Genomic DNA, 15,928 nt, shown 5'->3' on the forward strand with positions numbered 1-15,928 from the left:
TGTTTGATCGGAAAAATGAACAAAAATGAAAAAAATGAACAAACTGTAAATAGTTCTTTAAAATTTGTATATAGTGTTGAATATGGACAAATAATTTTGTATAATATTATAAAAATTGTCGAAAATAAGTTGGGAGATGAACAAAATGGTAAGCAAGAACCTGGTAGTCCAGTCAAAGGAGGGGCTGGATATCCGTTGCGCAGAGCTTCTGGCACAGACAGCAGAGAGCTGCGATTCTAAAATTGTAATATTATACAGACATAATGTGGTAAATGCCAAAAGCATGTTGAATATACTTTCTGCTGCGATTAAAGCAGGGGACGAGATAGAACTTCGCTGTACGGGACCAAATGAAGAAGCGGATCTGGAAAAAATGGAAGAGGCCGTCCGGCGTCTGAGAGAGTGAAAAAAGGCTGCACAGTATCTGATTACTGTTGCAGCTGTTTTTCGTAAAAAAGTCCGGTCAGAAACCAGAGTGGTGCGTAATCCAACCGGATGACACCGTTCACATGGTACGGAGAGTCGCTGTAATCCCAGGGACAGCAACCACGCTTTTTCAGATAAGTACCGGAGGTGTATTCCACAAAAAAGATGCCGAGCATATAGACAAGCCCCCTTGTTATCATCCTGCACTTTTTCAGGCAGGCAGACAGCGGGGAGATGAAAGAGGCCATTCCGTAAATGGGAAACATCCGCAGTGATGAAAATCCCATCAATTTCGGATCATTGTGAATGAGGGAATTTAATCCGGTCCACAGTACTTCGATACACCAGCCATACATGCCACATTTGATAAATTTGGATTTCATGATAAATTTCTCCTGTCTCAGGAATTGGATTGTTTCAAAAATAGTTTTTCCGATTGGAGAAGAAATATGCCAGGATGAAAGGAAAATCTGGCAATAATCTGTTACGAAAGAATGTATTTTTTACCATTGTAAATTTATTGTGAAACATGCTAAATGTGCTTGCATTCTATAAAATTTATGTTATAATGTGTCTAAATAAATAATAGCGAAGTAGGAATTTGCGCGTTAAGTTGTCAGCGGCTGGGGAGTCGCCCTGAACCGAAAAACCATGTTTAAAATGTGTTTGCGATGCATTTTCCGCACCCGTTGCTACAATATGAGGACGCCTCATAATGTGGAGCGAATATTATTTATCGTTACTTATTTTTTCTCTCATTATGGAGGTGTTTTGTTATGCAAAAAAATAACAGCAAAATGAAATGGGATACCCGTACACTTGTTTTTCAGGGACTTTTGATTGCGTTGCATATTGTGCTGGCGCGCCTTGTGGTGATTGATCTTGGGTCCTACCGTATTACGATCGGCAGCGTCTGCACCGTTCTGACAGGACTCTGGTTCGGACCGGTGGCAGGAGGTATGAATGGTCTTCTGTCAGACCTTATTGGTTGCGTGCTTAAGGGTTATGCGGTAAATCCTCTGATTACCGTAGCGGCAATCCTCTGGGGTGTGATTCCTGCATTGATGCGTCCACTCATCACCGGCGGCAAAGTGCGGAAGACGGCAATGCTCAGCATTTCAGTCGTAGTGTCCTCTATTCTGGGTACGCTGGTGTTTACAACGGCAGGCTTAGTATTGATTATCGGCTACAATTTCTATGCAATTATGCCGGGACGTATCGTACAGTGGGCGATTATGACGCCGATCTACTGTGTACTGACTGCGGTTTTGTACTTCAGTCCTCTGACCAGTATGGTGTTGAATATGACTGTTCGCAAAGCAGATCAGACAGCGAATGCCTGAAAAATATGGCTTGAGTGCAAGACAGAATAAAAGATAAAAAACGAACAAAAACAGAACATAGCTCCAGATGATTCCCCATGGAGCATAAGGGGCGGGCGCTGCGATGATGCAGCGCCCGTATCTGTATGATTAGAGATGATTTGGAAGTTGTTAATGTTAAAAATTAAGATAACAGAAAAAAGGGATATGTCCCTGTTTGGGAGGATTTTATGAATTATCAGGAAGCAAGAGCGTTTATCACGGAGGTATCGGCAAAGGGTAGTGAACTGGGGCTTGAGAGTATTACGAATCTTTTGGCGTTGCTCGGCAATCCGCAGGATGAGCTGAAGTTTGTGCATGTGGCAGGAACGAACGGAAAGGGGTCTGTGCTGGCGTATATGTCTACGGTGCTGGAAAAAGCAGGGTTTTTGGTGGGAAGATATATCTCTCCGACGCTGTTTTCTTACCGGGAAAAGATTCAGGTCAACCGTGAGTTTATCAGCCGCGAGGAATTTGCAAAGGCAGCCACAAAGGTGGCGGAAGCATACGCCCAGATGAAAGAAAAGGCTATGTCGCTGCCAACGGTTTTTGAGGTAGAAACAGCAGTGTCATTTCTTTATTTCCAGAAGATGAAATGTGATTTGGTGCTTCTGGAAGTAGGGATGGGCGGGAGACTGGATGCCACAAATGTTATTCGGACGCCAGTTCTTACCATGGTAGCATCTGTCAGTATGGATCATATGGAATTTCTGGGAAATACACTCGCGGAAATTGCATGGAACAAGGCAGGGATTTTCAAGCCAGGTGTTCCGGCAGTCTGTGCACACCAAAAGCCAGAGGCAGAGGAAGTAATCAGGCAGGAGGCCGAAAAAAATAAAAGTTCCTGTACTTTCGTGGATACAGGCCGGATTTCAGAGGTCCGTTACGGTCTGGAGCAGCAGAGCTTTGTCTACAAAGATTTCGGGAAGGTGGAAATTTCACTTGCAGGGGCGCAGCAGGTGGAAAATGCAGCGCTTGCACTGGAAGGAATCGCGGCATTGCGGGCACATGGATATGAGATTCCGGATGTGGCGCTGCGGGAAGGAATGAAGGAGACAAGCTGGCTGGGGCGTTTTTCTGTGATTCACAAAGAACCGCTTCTGATTCTCGATGGTGCGCACAACCCGGATGCAGCGCTGCGGCTCCGGGAGTCGCTGGAAACATATTTTAAAAACAGAAAAAAATATTATATCTTTGGCGTGTTTTCTGACAAGGAATATGATAAGATTATAGAGATTACGGCTGGTCTGGCAGAGCACATCTACACGGTAGAAACGCCGGACAATCCGCGTGCGCTTCCGGCAGCTGATCTGGCAGAAGCAGTGAGCCGTGTGAATGCTTCTGTTGAAGCGGTGGATGACATTGAGGATGCAGTCAGAAAATGCTTTGCAAAGGCTCAGACGGACGACGTGATCATTGCATTCGGGTCCCTGTCTTTTTTGGGAGAGGTACGCAAAGCTGTAGAAGAAAATTAGACAAAGTAAGCAAAATATGGAGAATGACAGATGAGAGATTTACTGGAATTGCGGGATGAAATTGACGGGATTGACCGGCAGATCGTAGAATTGTTTGAGAACCGGATGAAAGTCAGCAGGGAGGTTGCGGCCTATAAAATTGCAAATGGCAGGAAAGTTTTTGATAAAGACAGAGAGCAGGAGAAGCTGGAAGTGCTGACAGGCCTTGTGCATGATGATTTTAACAGACATGGCGTGGAGGAACTGTTTCAGCAGATCATGTCCATGAGTCGGAAGCTACAGTATCAGCTTTTGGAAGAGCGCGGTGTGTCAGGACGGCTGCCTTTCATTGCAGTGGATGATATTGAGCGCGAGAACATTCGCGTCGTTTATCAGGGAGTCGAGGGTGCTTACAGCCATGCGGCGATGCGGACGTATTTCGGAAAGGATGTCAGTTGTTTCCATGTGAAAAAGTGGCGTGATGCGATGGAGGCTATTGCGGAGGGTTCTGCAGATTATGCGGTGCTTCCGATCGAAAATTCCTCCGCTGGCATTGTGGCGGATAATTATGACTTGCTGGTAAATTTTGAAAATTATATTGTCGGAGAGCAGATTATCAAATGCGAGCATGCGCTGCTCGGTTTGCCTGGCACAAAGCTGGAAGACATTCAGAAGGTCTATTCTCATCAGCAGGCGCTTTCACAGTGCGAGGAGTTCCTGGCACAGCACCGCAGCTGGCAGACAATACCGTATGACAACACAGCGACTTCAGTGAAAAAGGTAGCAGAAGATGGAGACAGGACCCAGGCAGCGATCGGCAGCAAATTTGCGGCAGAGCTTTTTGGCCTTGAGGTACTTGCAGACCATGTTTATTATAATGAGGCTAATTCTACCCGTTTTATCATAGTTACAAATCAGCGGATTTTCCGGCGTGATGCGCAAAAGATCAGTATTTGTTTTGAGGTGCCGCATTACAGTGGAGCGTTGTACAACATTCTGTCACATTTTATCTATAATAACCTGAATATGAATAAGATTGAATCAAGGCCGGCCGCTGGGCGGAACTGGGAATATCGGTTCTTTGTGGACTTTGATGGGAATCTGAATGACAGCGCTGTGAAAAATGCGCTGCGCGGGATACGGGAAGAAGCAATCAATATGAAGATTCTCGGGAATTATTAAGGGAGATTGCGGGAGGTTATTAGGAATTAAAGTGGAATATAGAAAAAAGACTAAATACATAATATGATTAAAGGAACGAATCATGAGAATTGATGAATTGATTTTATATCGAAATCTGGAAAACGGTGCAGTGCTTTATGAGATGGCTTGGCTTATGGAGCATTATGGAGATGAGGAGCATAGGGAGGAGATGCGGGAGCGGTTCTTTGCCTGTATGCATGAGTTGATTGATCTTGCGGGACGGTATGGGTTTGAGAAGAATTTGTGGCATGCGTATCTGACGTTTCTGCTTGTGAATGATGAAAATGTGTTCAGCAGGTCTTGTGAAATCCGGGGCGCGGCGAAGGGAAGTCTGCTTTCTCTTGCCCGGCATGATTTTGTGATTTTTCGGGAGCTGTTTGCATATGATTTTTCGGGACTTGAGGAGACGTTTGCAGCCGGTTTTTTTGAAGAAGTTCTGGATTATGAAAGCGGCGGTGCAGCAGGGAGCGTGTTTAACAGACGTATTCGCGACCGGATCTGTGATCTGGCGGTGCAGCTTGGGGAAGCGAAAGACCTTGAGGCGTTTACGGAGGCAATGGTCCATTTTTATAAGGAGTTTGGCGTTGGTAAGCTTGGGCTGCATAAAGCGTTTCGCGTGGTGCATGACGATTGTGGCGTGCAGATTCAGCCGATTACGAATATCATGCATGTGAATCTGGATGATCTGGTGGGGTATGAGCTGGCGAAAAAAAAGCTGGTGGATAATACAGAGGCGTTTGTGCAGGGCAGGAGAGCCAACAACTGTCTGCTGTTTGGGGATGCGGGAACTGGAAAATCTTCGAGCATCAAAGCGATTTTGAACAAATATTACGATCAGGGGTTGCGCATCATTGAGATTTATAAGCACCAGTTCCAGGATTTAAATGAAGTCATTGCACAGATCAAAAACAGGAATTATCGTTTTATTATTTATATGGATGATCTGTCCTTTGAGGAATTTGAGATTGAATACAAGTATCTGAAGGCTGTAATCGAGGGCGGGCTGGAGAAAAAGCCGGACAATATTTTGATTTATGCAACCTCCAACCGACGCAATCTGATCCGGGAGAAATTCCGCGATAATCAGGAAGAACGGGACGGAGACATCCATACGAATGATACGATTCAGGAAAAGATGTCGCTTGTGTCAAGATTCGGCGTTACGATTTTCTTCGGTTCACCGAGTAAAAAAGAGTTTCAGAAGATTGTAAAAACGCTTGCGGAGCGCTACGGTGTGACGATGCCGGAGCAGGAGCTGTTTCTAGAGGCAAATAAATGGGAGCTGGCGCACGGGGGACTTTCCGGCCGCACGGCGCAGCAGTTTATTGATTATCTGCTGGGGCAGGTAAAGAGCTGAACACGGAGTTGAATAGAAAAGCAACTGGAATATCGTACAGATATCATATAAAACGGATACAAATCTATAAAAAACAGAAAAGACGTGGGAGAAAGATACAGGAATAAGGCAGGAGGGGTGGAACTATGGCAGTGAAATATTTTGCGGCCATCGGAATCGGTTCAACGGTAACGGACATGAAGATTTTCGAATGGGGCGGAAGAAAGCCGGCGCGTGAGGTGGAAAATGTCAGCACCAGGATGAATCTGGGACTGGATGTTTATCAGACAGGCCGGATTGGCAGCAGACATGTGGAGGAGCTCTGTACCGTGCTTCGCAGCTTCCGCCAGATCATGCAGGGGTACAAGGTGGATGCATACCGGATCTGTGCGACCAGCGCATTCCGGGAATCGAGGAATATGCTGATCCTGCGGGATTATGTAGAAAAGCAGACCGGGTTGCGCATCGAGGTTCTGAGCAATTCTGAACAGCGTTTTATGGATTACAAATCTATTGCTTCCGTATCCTCCGAGTTTGAGACGATCATTCAGAATGCGGCGGCAATTGTTGACATTGGCAGCAGCAGTATGCAGATTTCGCTCTTTGATAAGGATAAACTGATTACGACGCAGAATATCCGTATCGGCAGCGTGACAACGCGGGAGCATCTTGCTCCGCTGATGAAAAACAGCGAACATTTTGAAAAGATGGTTGTTGAGCTTTTGAATCATGAGCTGGCCGGATTTGCGAAGCTGTATCAAAAGGACCGTCAGATCAAAAATCTGATTGTGATCGGCGGCAATCTCCTGGAGCTGATGCGTCAGTATCGCAGTGAAAGCCGTGAGATTACGGCTGTCACGAAAAATCAGTTTCAGGAGATCTATGAGAATGTGATCGGCCTGAATCAGGATGAGATTTCGGAGCGGTTCCATATCTCTTTTGATCAGACGGGCGTAATGGTGCCGTCTGCGATATATTGCAGAGCTCTGATGGAAAATCTGGGCGCAGAGACGTTGTGGCTTCCGGATTACAGTATCTGCGACGGTATGGCATATGATTACGGAGTAAAAAACGGTTATATTCAGAACAGCCATAATTTTGAGGAGGATATTATTGCGGCAGCCCGCAGTATCGCAAAGCGTTATAAATGCAGCCAGGCGCATATCCGGAATCTGGAGGAGATTGCGCTTCTGGTATTTGACCGCATGAAAAAAATTCACGGGATGGGAAAGCGCGAGCGACTTTTGTTGCAGATATCTATTATTTTGCATAATTGCGGAAAGTTTATCAGTCTGGAGGATGTTTCGGAATGTGCGTTTAATATCATTATGGCGACAGAGATTATCGGTCTGTCTCATGCAGAGCGTGAAATGATTGCGTACACGGTGAAATTCAACACGAGTCGTTTTCTGTCCTATGAAGAGCTGTCCGTCAGCACAGCGCTGACGAAATCACAGTATATGGCAGTGGCAAAAATGACAGCGATTCTGCGTATGGTAAATGCACTTGACCGGACGCACCAGCAGAAGTGCAAAAATGTCACAGTGACGCTGCGGGAGCACGAGCTGAAGCTTACGGTGGCGAGTCAGGCAGATTTGTCTCTTGAGATAGGAACCTTTCAGGAAAAAGCGGAGTTTTTTGAAGAAATTTTTCATGTGCATCCTGTATTTAAGCAGCGGAAGCAGATTTAGGAGGGAAAACAATGGCAGAGTTCATGTTTGACAGGCCGGAATATTATACGAACAGAGAATGCAGCTGGCTGGCATTTAACAGCCGCGTGCTTTCAGAAGCGCGGGATAAGAGCCTCCCGCTTCTGGAACGATTGAAATTTTTGAGCATTACTGCCTCCAATCTGGATGAATTTTTCATGATTCGTGTGGCGTCTCTGAAAGATATGGTGCATGCAAAGTACACGAAAAAGGACATTGCAGGGATGACGCCGCAGGAACAGCTTGCTGTGATCGGTGAGAAGGCGCATGAGCTGGTAGCCTCCCAGTATTCGACGTATAATCGGTCTTTGCTGCCACTGATGAAACAGTCGGGGATTGAGGTTGTCACAGAGCATGAGAAAATGACGAAAAAGCAGAAGGAGTATGCGGATCAGTATTTTCATGACAATGTATATCCTGTATTGACGCCCATGGCAATGGATCCGTCTAGGCCGTTTCCGCTGGTGCGTAATAAGACCTTGAACATCGGCGCGCTGATTTCGAAAAAAGGGGAAAAAGGAAAGGCGGAATTTGCAACGGTACAGGTACCGTCTGTTCTTCCGCGGATTGTACGCCTGCCGGATACAGACGAAGGGCACAAATGTGTGATTTTGCTGGAACAGCTGATTGAGCGGAATATTGACGCCCTCTTTTTGAATTACAACGTGGTAGCGGCCTGTCCGTACCGGATTATGCGTAATGCAGATTTGTCCTATGATGAGGATGAGGCGGCAGATCTGCTCAAGGAAATTGAAAAGCAGCTGAAAAAGAGGCAGTGGGGAGAGGTAATCCGACTTGAAATTGAGGAAAAGATGGACCCGAAGCTGTTGAAAATACTGAAGGCAGAGTTTGCGGTAAAGGATGAGGATATTTATAAAATTAACGGGCCTTTGGACCTGACTTTTCTGATGAAGCTGTATGGTCTGGAAGGGATGGACGAGTATCGCTACAGTTCCTATAAGCCTCAGCCGGTTCCGGGACTACAGGACGGAGAGGATATCTTTACGCAAATCAGGAAAAGGGATATTCTGCTTCACCATCCGTATATGACCTTTGAACCGGTGGTACAGTTTGTGAAACAGGCGGCCGCAGATCCCGATGTCCTGGCAATCAAGCAGACGCTTTACCGTGTCAGCGGCAATTCGCCGATTGTGGCGGCTCTGGCTCAGGCGGCGGAAAATGGCAAGCAGGTATCGGTCCTTGTTGAGCTGAAAGCAAGATTTGACGAGGAAAACAATATTATCTGGGCAAAAATGCTCGAAAAAGCGGGCTGTCACGTTATTTACGGACTGCTTGGCCTGAAGACACACAGCAAGATCACGCTTGTTGTGCGGCGTGAGGAGGACGGCATTCGCCGTTACGTGCATCTTGGCACAGGCAATTATAATGATTCTACAGCCAAGCTGTATACAGACTGCGGAATTTTAACCTGTTCGGAGCAGATCGGGGAGGATGCCACGGCAGTGTTTAATATGTTGTCCGGCTATTCGGAACCGAAGCACTGGAACCGGCTTGTACTGGCGCCGATCTGGATGCGCAGCCGGTTCATGCATCTGATTGAGCGGGAAACGCAGCATGCAAAAGCGGGTGAACCGGCCAGAATTATCGCCAAAATGAATTCGCTTTGTGACAAAGAGATCATTGCGGCGCTGTATGAGGCCTCGGCAGCCGGTGTGCAGATTGATCTGATTATCCGGGGAATCTGCTGCCTGAAAACAGGAATTGCCAGGATCAGCGAGAATATCCGGGTCCGTTCCATTGTCGGAAATTTCCTGGAACACGCACGGATTTTCTATTTCCAGAACGGTGGAGACGAGGAATTCTATATGGCGAGTGCGGACTGGATGCCGCGCAATCTTGATAAGCGGGTGGAGATTCTGTTTCCGGTAGAGTCGCAGGAGCTGCGGGAGCAGGTACGGCATATTTTACAGATCCAGCTTGAGGATAACGTGAAGGCGCACGTTTTGCAGCCGGACGGAACGTATGAAAAGATTGATAAGCGCGGGAAGCTGCTGCTCTGTGCGCAGGATTATTTCTGTGAAGAAGCGGTACGGACGGCACAGGTGGAGAGCGAAGTGCAGAAGAGTCACGTGTTTGTTCCGGCGGAAGCGATGGATGAATAGAAAGAACGTTTGGAAAACAAAGAAAGAGACTGTTTGAAAAGTGGAAAAAGCGGGGGCGGGTATGTACAGAGATCATACAAAAACAATAAAGATCGGGGATAAGATCATCGGGGGCGGGAATCCGATTCTGATTCAGTCCATGACGAACACACGGACGGAGGATGTGGCGGCAACGGTTGCACAGATTCAGGCGCTCGCGGCAGCTGGGTGTGAGATCATCCGTTGCGCAGTTCCAACCATGGAGGCGGCGCAGGCATTTTCTGAGATACGAAAGCAGATTTCGATACCGCTGGTGGCGGATATTCATTTTGACTATAAGCTGGCAATTGCAGCCATGGAGCATGGCGCGGATAAGATACGCATTAATCCGGGTAATATCGGAAGTGTGGACCGCATAAAAGCAGTGGTCGATGTGGCCCGCGAACGGAATATTCCGATACGAGTTGGCGTAAACGGCGGCTCTTTGGAGAAAGAGATTGTCGCGCGCGACGGCGGCGTGACGGCGGAGGGACTTGTGGAGAGCGCGCTGCGTCAGACTTCGGTGATTGAGGACATGGGGTATGACAATCTGGTGATCAGTATCAAATCTTCGGATGTACTGCTTTGTGCGAGGGCACACCGGCTGCTGGCAGAGAAAACAAATTATCCGCTGCACGTAGGCATTACGGAAGCGGGGACGCTGTTATCAGGCAATATCAAATCAGCGGTCGGACTTGGGCTGATTCTTTCAGAAGGAATCGGCGATACGATTCGGGTATCTTTGACGGGAGATCCGCGTGAGGAAGTGAAGTCGGCGAAGCTGATTCTCCGGACGCTGGGGCTTCGACGCGGTGGCATTGAGGTTGTATCGTGTCCGACGTGCGGGCGAACCAAAATTGATCTGATCGGTCTGGCAAATCAGGTTGAGGCAATGGTGGAAGACATTCCGCTTGATCTCAAAGTGGCTGTCATGGGCTGTGTCGTAAACGGTCCGGGCGAAGCGAAGGAAGCAGATATCGGGATTGCAGGGGGGAAAGGCGAAGGCCTTTTGATTAAGAAAGGCGAAGTGGTGCGGAAGGTTCCGGAGGATGAGCTGCTGGACGTGCTGCGGAATGAGCTGCTGAACTGGAAACATTGATATTTGGTAGGACAAAAATATGAAAAAAGAAGAAATCTATATTCGTGTGGCCTCAGAGGTGGATGCCAAGGAACTGCTGAGAATTTATGCGCCGTATGTCGAAAAGACGGCAATTACGTTTGAATATGAAGTTCCTTCTTTGAGCGCATTTGAAGAGCGGATTGCGCGGACTCTGAAAAAGTATCCCTATCTTGTTGCGGTAAGCGGGGAATCGCTTTTGGGGTATGCATACACCGGCGCGTTTGTGGGACGGGCGGCCTATGACTGGGCAGCAGAGACTTCTATTTATGTAAAAGAGGACAGTCGGAAAAAGGGGGTCGGCAAGGCTCTGTATCAGGCGCTGGAGTCTGTCTCTAAAGCGCAGAATATCCTGAATCTGAATGCCTGTATCGGTTATCCGGAGGTAGAGGATGAACACCTGACAGGAAACAGCGTAGCGTTTCACAGCCACATGGGATATCGTATGGTTGGAAAGTTCCACAATTGCGGCTACAAATTCGGCACGTGGTATCATATGGTGTGGATGGAGAAACTGATCGGTGCACATTCGAAAAGTCCAGAGCCTGTTATCGCTTTTTCCAAGCTAAAGGCGGAAGCGTTGCAGCAGGCAGGAGTGTGGACGCAAGAAAAATAATTTTGAACCTGGTTGGAACTATATGGGAAGGATTTAACAGACAGGCGAGAAGGAGCTAGTTTCATGCAGAAGCCATTTTTTGATGTTTTTCCGGTACTGGATTTGGGCGATCACCTGCAGGGAATCCTGGAATTTGTCCAGGTGAGCCGGGTGACGCTGAACCGAGAGCGCACGTTCATGCGTGTGTATCTGGAAAGTGAAAAACTGATTTATAAAAAAGATATTCTGGAAATCGAGCAGGCCATTCAGGACCAGCTCTTTTCTGATGTCGTGATGACGGTTAAAATCATTGAAAAATTTCATCTTTCGAGACAATATACGCCGCGCAATCTGATGTCCGTTTATGAGGACAGTATTTTGCTGGAACTGAAAAATTACAATGCGCTTCTGTATTCGCTTCTGCGGGAATCGGAAAAGGAGTTTACAGCGGAGGATACGCTGCATCTTCGGATTCCGGATACCGTGATTGCCGATGGAAAAGAGGAAGAACTGCTTTCGATTTTGGAAAAGATTTTCTGTGAGCGCTGCGGCATGAATTTTCATGTGAGTGCTGAGCGGATGGAACCGAAAAACAGTAAAAAACGAAAGCTGCAGGAGCTTGAGCTGGAGCAGGAGGTTGCCGCGATAGCCAAAAACTATGCAGCGGCGAAGGCAGAGGAGAGCAAAACACAGCAGGAGCAGCAGGAAGTTGCACAGCAGAAAACATCTGCGAAACAGCCTGCGGAGAAAAAAGACGCTTCCCGAACGGATTCCGGCACAGAGGCGCCGAAAAAGAAAAGCTTTTATCAGTCCGGCGACCGGTTTGGCGGCCGGCGTTCGGATAATCCGGATATTATCTACGGAAGAGATTTTGACGGTGAAGTGATTTCTATTGAGTCGATTACAGGCGAGATCGGCGGCGTCGTAATCCGCGGACAGGTGCTTTCCGTGGAGCTTCGTGAGCTGCGCAATGAAAAGACGCTGTTTATTTTCAGCATGACCGATTTTACAGATTCCATCGGAATTAAGCTTTTTACCGGAAATGAACAGGCCGAGGAGCTTTCTTCGTCGATCAAGGCCGGAGCTTTTTTGATGCTTACAGGTGTGACGACGATCGACCGTTTTGACAGTCAGCTTACGATCGGAAATATCCGCGGGATTAAAAAAATTCCGGATTTCAGGGTAAAGCGTGTCGATACGTATGCAGAGAAGCGGGTTGAGCTGCACTGTCACACAAAGATGAGCGACATGGATGGTGTTTCTGATGTAAAAGATATTATCAAGCGTGCAATGGGCTGGGGACACCCGGCGATTGCAATTACCGATCACGGAGCCGTGCAGGCGTTCCCGGATGCGAACCATACCGTTCCGGGAGACAGTAGCTTTAAGGTCATTTATGGCATGGAGGGGTATCTGGTAGATGATCTGAAAGAGATTGCCACGAATACAAAAGGGCAGGGCCTGGAAGAGTCGTTTGTTGTGTTTGACCTTGAGACAACCGGATTTTCTCCGGAGCAGAACCGGATTATTGAGATTGGTGCAGTCAAGGTGGAGCATGGCCGAATTACAGACCGGTTCAGTACCTTTGTTAATCCGGAGGTGCCCATTCCGTTTCGAATCGAGGAGCTGACCAGCATCAACGACAATATGGTGCTGGATGCCCCTGTGATTGAAAAGGTCCTGCCGGAATTTATGGAATTTTGTGAAGGCTGTATTATGGTGGCGCACAATGCCTCGTTTGATATGAGTTTTATTGATGCAAACTGTGCGCGGCAGGGAATTGTGTGTGATAAGACAGTGGTGGATACGGTGGCCATGGCGCGCGTGTTGCTGCCGAATCTGAACCGTTTCAAGCTGGATACAGTGGCAAAGGCACTTGGCATTTCACTGGATCATCATCACAGGGCAGTGGATGACGCTGCCTGTACGGCGGAGATTTTTGTGAAATTTCTGGAGATGTTGCGCGGGCAGGAAATTCAAACGCTGGAGGAGCTGAATGCGCTTGGGAAAGCTTCGGAGAATCAAATAAAAAAGCTTCCGACGTATCATGTGATACTTCTGGCCAAAAACGATATTGGCAGAGTAAATCTCTATCGCCTTGTTTCGTGGTCTCATTTGCAGTATTACAGCCGAAGACCGCGGATTCCGAAGAGTGTGCTTCAGAAATACCGGGAAGGACTGATTATTGGCTCCGCCTGCGAGGCGGGAGAACTGTATCAGGCGTTGCTGCGAGGCGGGCCGGAACAGGAGATTGCCCGTATTGTGAATTTTTATGATTATCTTGAGATTCAGCCTCTAGGAAACAATATGTTTATGACAAAGGAAGACCGGGAGGACCGCAAGAGTGTGGAAGACCTGATTGCACTTAACAAACGGATTGTAGAGCTTGGGGAGCGTTTTAACAAGCCGGTAGCGGCCACGTGCGATGTCCATTTTCTTGATCCGCAGGATGAGGTTTACCGCAGAATCATTATGGCCAGCAAGGGCTTCAAGGACGCGGATGATCAGGCGCCCCTTTACCTTCGCACAACGGAGGAGATGCTGAAGGAATTTGCATATCTGGGCGAGGAAAAGGCGCACGAAGTAGTCATTGACAATACGGTGAAAATTGCAGCGATGTGTGAGCGGATTTCCCCGGTAAGGCCGGATAAATGCCCGCCGATTATCGAGCATTCGGACCAGATTCTCCGAAATCTCTGTTATGAGAAGGCGCATGAAATTTATGGAAAGGAGCTTCCGGAGGTCGTATCAGAACGGCTGGAGCGTGAGCTCAATTCGATTATTTCGAATGGATTTGCCGTGATGTACATCATTGCGCAGAAACTGGTATGGAAGTCGAATGCGGACGGATATCTGGTGGGCTCGCGTGGGTCGGTCGGTTCTTCGTTTGTGGCTACGATGTCGGGTATCACGGAGGTGAATCCGCTCAGTCCGCATTATTACTGTTCAAGTTGCCACTACAGCGATTTTGACTCAGAGGAAGTGCGGGCCTTTTCCGGAATGGCGGGCTGCGATATGCCGGATAAGGACTGCCCGGTGTGCGGGACAAAGCTGAAAAAGGAAGGCTTTGACATTCCGTTTGAGACGTTCCTCGGTTTTAAGGGAAACAAGGAACCGGATATTGATTTGAATTTTTCGGGTGAGTATCAGAGTAAGGCTCACCGATATACGGAGGTTATTTTTGGAGCCGGACAGACGTACCGTGCCGGAACAATCGGTACCCTGGCTGATAAGACGGCATTTGGGTATGTAAAGAAATACTATGAGGAGCGGGAGCAGCGTAAGCGTAACTGTGAAATTGACCGTATTGTGCAGGGGTGCGTCGGCGTGCGGCGTACGACGGGCCAGCATCCGGGTGGTATTATCGTTTTGCCGGTGGGAGAGGAGATCTATTCGTTCACCCCGGTTCAGCATCCGGCAAACGATATGACGACGGATATCGTGACAACGCATTTTGATTATCACTCAATTGACCATAATCTTCTGAAGCTCGATATACTGGGACACGATGATCCGACCATGATTCGTATGCTGGAAGATCTGACCGGTATTGACGCGAAAAAGATACCGCTTGACGATAAGGGAGTTATGTCGTTATTTTCCAGTACGGAGGCGCTGGGAATTACTCCGGAGGATATGGGCGGCGTTCCGCTTGGTTCTCTGGGGATTCCGGAGTTTGGTACAGAGTTTGCCATGCAGATGCTCATTGACACAAAGCCGACGCATTTTTCTGACCTTGTGCGGATTGCGGGGCTGGCGCACGGAACGGATGTATGGCTTGGCAACGCGCAGACGCTCATTCAGGAGGGAAAGGCCACAATCTCTACTGCGATCTGTACACGTGACGATATTATGATTTACCTGATTGGCAAGGGGCTGGACAGTGAGCAGTCCTTTACGATCATGGAGAGCGTGCGAAAGGGCAAGGGACTGAAACCGGACTGGGAGAAGGAAATGCGGGCGCATGATGTGCCGGAGTGGTACATCTGGTCGTGTAAGAAAATCAAATACATGTTCCCAAAAGCACATGCGGCGGCATATGTTATGATGGCGTGGCGAATTGCATACTGCAAGATTAATTATCCTCTGGCTTATTATGCGGCATATTTCAGTATCCGTGCGTCAGGGTTTGATTATGAGCTGATGTGTCTTGGCAAGGAAAAGCTGCTGTTTCATATGCACGATTATGAAAAACGGATGGATACCTTGAGCAAAAAGGAACAGGATACCTATAAAGACATGAAGAGCGTGCTGGAAATGTATGCCCGTGGATTTGAATTTCTGCCGATTGATATTTATCAGGCACAGGCTGTGCGTTTTCAGGTGATTGACGGAAAGATTATGCCGTCTCTGAGTTCTATTTCAGGCCTTGGAGACAAGGCGGCGGCAGCGATTGTGGATGCGGCAAAGGACGGGAAATTTCTTTCAAAGGATGATTTTCAGACAAGGACAAAGGTTGGAAAAACGGTTACGGCGCTGCTTTCGGATTTAAAGATTTTATCACATTTGCCGGAAACGAATCAGTTGTCGTTGTTTGATTTTGCAGTGTAAGTACTGTTTGTTTTATATTTTTTATGTGGAAAAAT

General features: G+C 47.7%; 11 protein-coding genes and 1 riboswitch. Of the genes, 10 read left to right on the forward strand and 1 reads right to left on the reverse strand.

Annotation, left to right across the window (positions count from 1 at the left end):
• Positions 1-145 precede the first annotated feature (145 nt).
• Positions 146-406, forward strand: coding sequence for an HPr family phosphocarrier protein (locus AC6I2O_RS18025; protein WP_497743416.1), 261 nt, complete (start codon positions 146-148; stop codon positions 404-406).
• 22 nt (positions 407-428) lie between these two features.
• Here the strand turns inward: AC6I2O_RS18025 and AC6I2O_RS18030 are convergent, their stop codons facing one another.
• Entirely contained in the window at positions 429-809 is a 381-nt protein-coding gene (locus AC6I2O_RS18030; RefSeq protein ID WP_120391543.1) for a putative ABC transporter permease, read from the reverse strand.
• A 204-nt stretch (positions 810-1,013) separates the two neighbouring features.
• Positions 1,014-1,120: riboswitch (THF riboswitch) on the forward strand.
• Between the two features lie 82 nt (positions 1,121-1,202).
• Here AC6I2O_RS18030 and AC6I2O_RS18035 point away from each other — a divergent pair.
• The 9 genes from AC6I2O_RS18035 to AC6I2O_RS18075 all read left to right on the forward strand — a co-directional run bounded on the left by AC6I2O_RS18035 (position 1,203) and on the right by AC6I2O_RS18075 (position 15,893).
• Positions 1,203-1,769 carry a folate family ECF transporter S component gene (locus AC6I2O_RS18035; protein WP_120391544.1) on the forward strand — a complete coding sequence of 189 codons (567 nt, stop codon included), beginning with the start codon at positions 1,203-1,205 and terminating at the stop codon, positions 1,767-1,769.
• A 209-nt stretch (positions 1,770-1,978) separates the two neighbouring features.
• A complete protein-coding gene (locus tag AC6I2O_RS18040; protein ID WP_497743417.1) occupies positions 1,979-3,262 on the forward strand; it encodes a bifunctional folylpolyglutamate synthase/dihydrofolate synthase in 1,284 nt (427 codons plus the stop codon).
• Positions 3,263-3,292: 30 nt separating this feature from the next.
• Positions 3,293-4,423: a prephenate dehydratase gene (gene pheA, locus AC6I2O_RS18045; RefSeq protein ID WP_120391546.1), complete on the forward strand. Its 1,131-nt coding sequence runs from the start codon at positions 3,293-3,295 to the stop codon at positions 4,421-4,423.
• Between the two features lie 82 nt (positions 4,424-4,505).
• Positions 4,506-5,801: an ATP-binding protein gene (locus AC6I2O_RS18050; protein WP_497743418.1), complete on the forward strand. Its 1,296-nt coding sequence runs from the start codon at positions 4,506-4,508 to the stop codon at positions 5,799-5,801.
• 125 nt (positions 5,802-5,926) lie between these two features.
• Complete coding sequence (locus AC6I2O_RS18055; protein ID WP_120391548.1) at positions 5,927-7,471, forward strand: Ppx/GppA phosphatase family protein; 1,545 nt, start codon at positions 5,927-5,929, stop codon at positions 7,469-7,471.
• An 11-nt stretch (positions 7,472-7,482) separates the two neighbouring features.
• Positions 7,483-9,612, forward strand: a complete 2,130-nt coding sequence (locus AC6I2O_RS18060) for an RNA degradosome polyphosphate kinase (RefSeq protein WP_120391549.1) — start codon at positions 7,483-7,485, stop codon at positions 9,610-9,612.
• A gap of 61 nt (positions 9,613-9,673) precedes the next feature.
• Positions 9,674-10,729, forward strand: coding sequence for a flavodoxin-dependent (E)-4-hydroxy-3-methylbut-2-enyl-diphosphate synthase (ispG, locus tag AC6I2O_RS18065; protein ID WP_120391687.1), 1,056 nt, complete (start codon positions 9,674-9,676; stop codon positions 10,727-10,729).
• Positions 10,730-10,748: 19 nt separating this feature from the next.
• Positions 10,749-11,363 (forward strand): GNAT family N-acetyltransferase, encoded by a 615-nt coding sequence (locus AC6I2O_RS18070; protein WP_120391550.1) that lies wholly within the window; start codon positions 10,749-10,751, stop codon positions 11,361-11,363.
• 63 nt (positions 11,364-11,426) lie between these two features.
• On the forward strand, positions 11,427-15,893 hold the full coding sequence (locus AC6I2O_RS18075; protein ID WP_497743419.1) for a PolC-type DNA polymerase III: 4,467 nt from the start codon (positions 11,427-11,429) through the stop codon (positions 15,891-15,893).
• The last annotated feature ends 35 nt before the right edge of the window (positions 15,894-15,928 follow it).

The sequence above is a fragment of the Blautia sp. St.27G3 genome (assembly GCF_059728505.1).

Excerpts from the sequence above, each read along its gene's own strand:
- AC6I2O_RS18070 (WP_120391550.1), top strand. The coding sequence starts at position 10,749 with ATGAAAAAAGAAGAAATCTATATTCGTGTGGCCTCAGAGGTGGATGCC.
- pheA (WP_120391546.1), top strand. The coding sequence starts at position 3,293 with ATGAGAGATTTACTGGAATTGCGGGATGAAATTGACGGGATTGACCGG.
- AC6I2O_RS18025 (WP_497743416.1), top strand. The coding sequence starts at position 146 with ATGGTAAGCAAGAACCTGGTAGTCCAGTCAAAGGAGGGGCTGGATATC.
- AC6I2O_RS18075 (WP_497743419.1), top strand. The coding sequence starts at position 11,427 with ATGCAGAAGCCATTTTTTGATGTTTTTCCGGTACTGGATTTGGGCGAT.
- AC6I2O_RS18055 (WP_120391548.1), top strand. The coding sequence starts at position 5,927 with ATGGCAGTGAAATATTTTGCGGCCATCGGAATCGGTTCAACGGTAACG.
- AC6I2O_RS18050 (WP_497743418.1), top strand. The coding sequence starts at position 4,506 with ATGAGAATTGATGAATTGATTTTATATCGAAATCTGGAAAACGGTGCA.
- AC6I2O_RS18060 (WP_120391549.1), top strand. The coding sequence starts at position 7,483 with ATGGCAGAGTTCATGTTTGACAGGCCGGAATATTATACGAACAGAGAA.
- AC6I2O_RS18035 (WP_120391544.1), top strand. The coding sequence starts at position 1,203 with ATGCAAAAAAATAACAGCAAAATGAAATGGGATACCCGTACACTTGTT.
- ispG (WP_120391687.1), top strand. The coding sequence starts at position 9,674 with ATGTACAGAGATCATACAAAAACAATAAAGATCGGGGATAAGATCATC.
- AC6I2O_RS18030 (WP_120391543.1), bottom strand. The coding sequence starts at position 809 with ATGAAATCCAAATTTATCAAATGTGGCATGTATGGCTGGTGTATCGAA.
- AC6I2O_RS18040 (WP_497743417.1), top strand. The coding sequence starts at position 1,979 with ATGAATTATCAGGAAGCAAGAGCGTTTATCACGGAGGTATCGGCAAAG.